The sequence below is a fragment of the Allostella sp. genome, assembly GCF_041913585.1.
Classification (GTDB): Bacteria; Pseudomonadota; Alphaproteobacteria; order ATCC43930; family Allostellaceae; genus Allostella.
Window position 1 is genome coordinate 1 of record NZ_JAYSFE010000223.1, and the last position, 1962, is coordinate 1962.

General features: G+C 76.3%; 2 protein-coding genes. One reads left to right on the top strand and one right to left on the bottom strand.

What is annotated here, in order from left to right; translation table 11 throughout:
- Window positions 1-1172, top strand: a 1172-nt coding sequence (locus ACE3Q3_RS23280) for an MFS transporter (RefSeq protein WP_374450069.1), incomplete at its 5' end; no start/stop codon positions are given.
- 13 nt (window positions 1173-1185) lie between these two features.
- Here ACE3Q3_RS23280 and ACE3Q3_RS23285 read toward each other — a convergent pair.
- On the bottom strand, window positions 1186-1821 hold the full coding sequence (locus ACE3Q3_RS23285) for a flavin reductase family protein (protein WP_374450071.1): 636 nt from the start codon (window positions 1819-1821) through the stop codon (window positions 1186-1188).
- Window positions 1822-1962 lie beyond the last annotated feature (141 nt).

Consider the following 1962-nt stretch of genomic DNA (forward strand, 5'->3'; position numbering starts at 1 on the left):
CCCGGCCCGTCCCCCGGCCCGTCGCCGCGCGCCGGGCGACCGCCCTCGTCTTCTTCGCCAACGGCGCCGGCTTCGGGGTCTGGGCGGCGCACATTCCACTGCTCAAGGCCGGGCTCGGCCTGTCGGAGAGCGAGCTGGGCATGGCGCTCCTGGCGCTGGCGGCGGGCGCGGTGGCGACCATGCCGGCGACCGGACGCGCCATCCAGCGGCTCGGCGGCGTGCCGACCGTGGCGACGCTCGCCCTCGCCTTCGCCGGCCTGCTGGCGCTGCCGCCGCTGGCGCCGGGCCTGGGCTGGCTGATGCTCGCCTGCCTCGCCTTCGGCGCCGCCAACGGCGGCCTCGACGTCGCCATGAACACCCACGCCGCGGCGGTCGAGCGGGCCTGGCGGCGGCCGATCATGTCGTCCTTCCACGCCTTCTACAGCCTGGGCGGGCTGGCGGGCGCGACCGCCGCCGGCAGCGCCGCCGCCGCCGGGGCGACCCCCGCGGCCGGGATGGGCGGTGCGGCGCTGGTGCTGACCGCGCTCGCGGCCGGCGCCGTCCCGTTCCTGCGGCTGCCGCGGCCGGCCGGCCCGCCGGCGCCGGCCGTGGCCGTGCCGCCGCGGGGCCCGGTCCTCCGCCTCGGGCTGCTGGCGCTGCTCGGCTTCCTCGCCGAGGGGTCGCTCGTCGACTGGTGCGCGGTCTACATGGTGGAGACGGTCGGCACCGGGCCGGCCGCGGGCGCCGCCGCCTACGCCGCCTTCTCGCTGGCGATGACCGGCGGCCGGCTGGCCGGCGACCGGATCGCCGGCCGCTTCGGCGCCGCGCCGACGCTGGCGGTCTCCGCCGGGCTGGCCGCGTCCGGGCTCGGCGCGGCGGTCGCCCTGCCCCACCCGGTCGCCGCACCCGTCGCCTTCGGGCTGGCCGGACTGGGGCTCGCCAACGTCGTGCCGCTGCTGTTCGGGGCGGCCGCCCGCATCCCCGGCGTGGCGCCCGGCGCCGCCGTCGCCATGGTCGCGGTCTTCGGCTATGGCGGGGCGCTGGCCGGGCCGCCGCTGGTCGGCTTCGCGGCGGAATGGACGAGCCTGCGGCTGGCCCTGGTCGGGCTCGCCGTCGCCGCGGCCGCGGTCGCAATGCTCGCCCCGTGGGCGATGGCGGCGGGCCGCCCGCCCGGCCGGGAGGGCGGCCGCTAGGCCGGGGCGGCGCTCACCCCTTGGGCTCGATCGGCCAGCCCGGCCGCATGATCGAGAAGACGTTGTCGACCTTGACGTAGTCCATGTAGCCGAGGCGGCCGATCGGCTCGACCCGGGAATAGTCCACCATCCCGTCGACGATGACGGAATCGTCGATATGGATGCCGATGACCTCGCCGAAGACGACGGTGTTCGGCTGGCGCGGGTCGGCGGTCGCCAGCTCGACGGCGGCGGTGAAGCGGCATTCGAGATGGATCGGGCTCTCCTTCACCCGCGGCGCCCGGACCAGCTCGGACGGGGCCGCGGTCAGGCCGGCCAGCTCGAACTCGTTGACGCCGAAGGGCGAGGGCGCGGCGGTGATGTTCATCGCCTCGCGCAGCGGCCAGGTGCAGATGTTGACGACGAACTCGCCGCTGTCGCGGGCGTTGGCGACCGTGTCCTTGTAGCCGCCGCCCTGCTGATGGGCGCTGGTCGAGGCGAACATGACCTGCGGCGGGGTGTAGGCGACGCCGTTGAAGAAGGAATAGGGCGCGAGGTTGGGGCGGCCCTCGCCGTCGATCGTGGAGATCCAGCCGATCGGCCGCGGCACGACGATGGCGTTGAAGGGGTTGTGGCGCAGGCCGTGGGGCTGGTCGCCGCGATAGAACATGGGCCGGATGCTCCCGTTCGAGGTCGTTGGGTCGTCGCGTGGCATCCTGCCGCCGACGGGCCGCCCGCACCAGACGGCGTTTGGCCGCCGGGTGATCGACCGCCGGGTGATCGACCAGCCGGCGATCGACCAGCCGGCGAT

Bases quoted from the DNA above. Each gene is read 5' to 3' on its own strand.
- ACE3Q3_RS23285 (WP_374450071.1), bottom strand. From the start codon at position 1,821: ATGTTCTATCGCGGCGACCAGCCCCACGGCCTGCGCCACAACCCCTTC.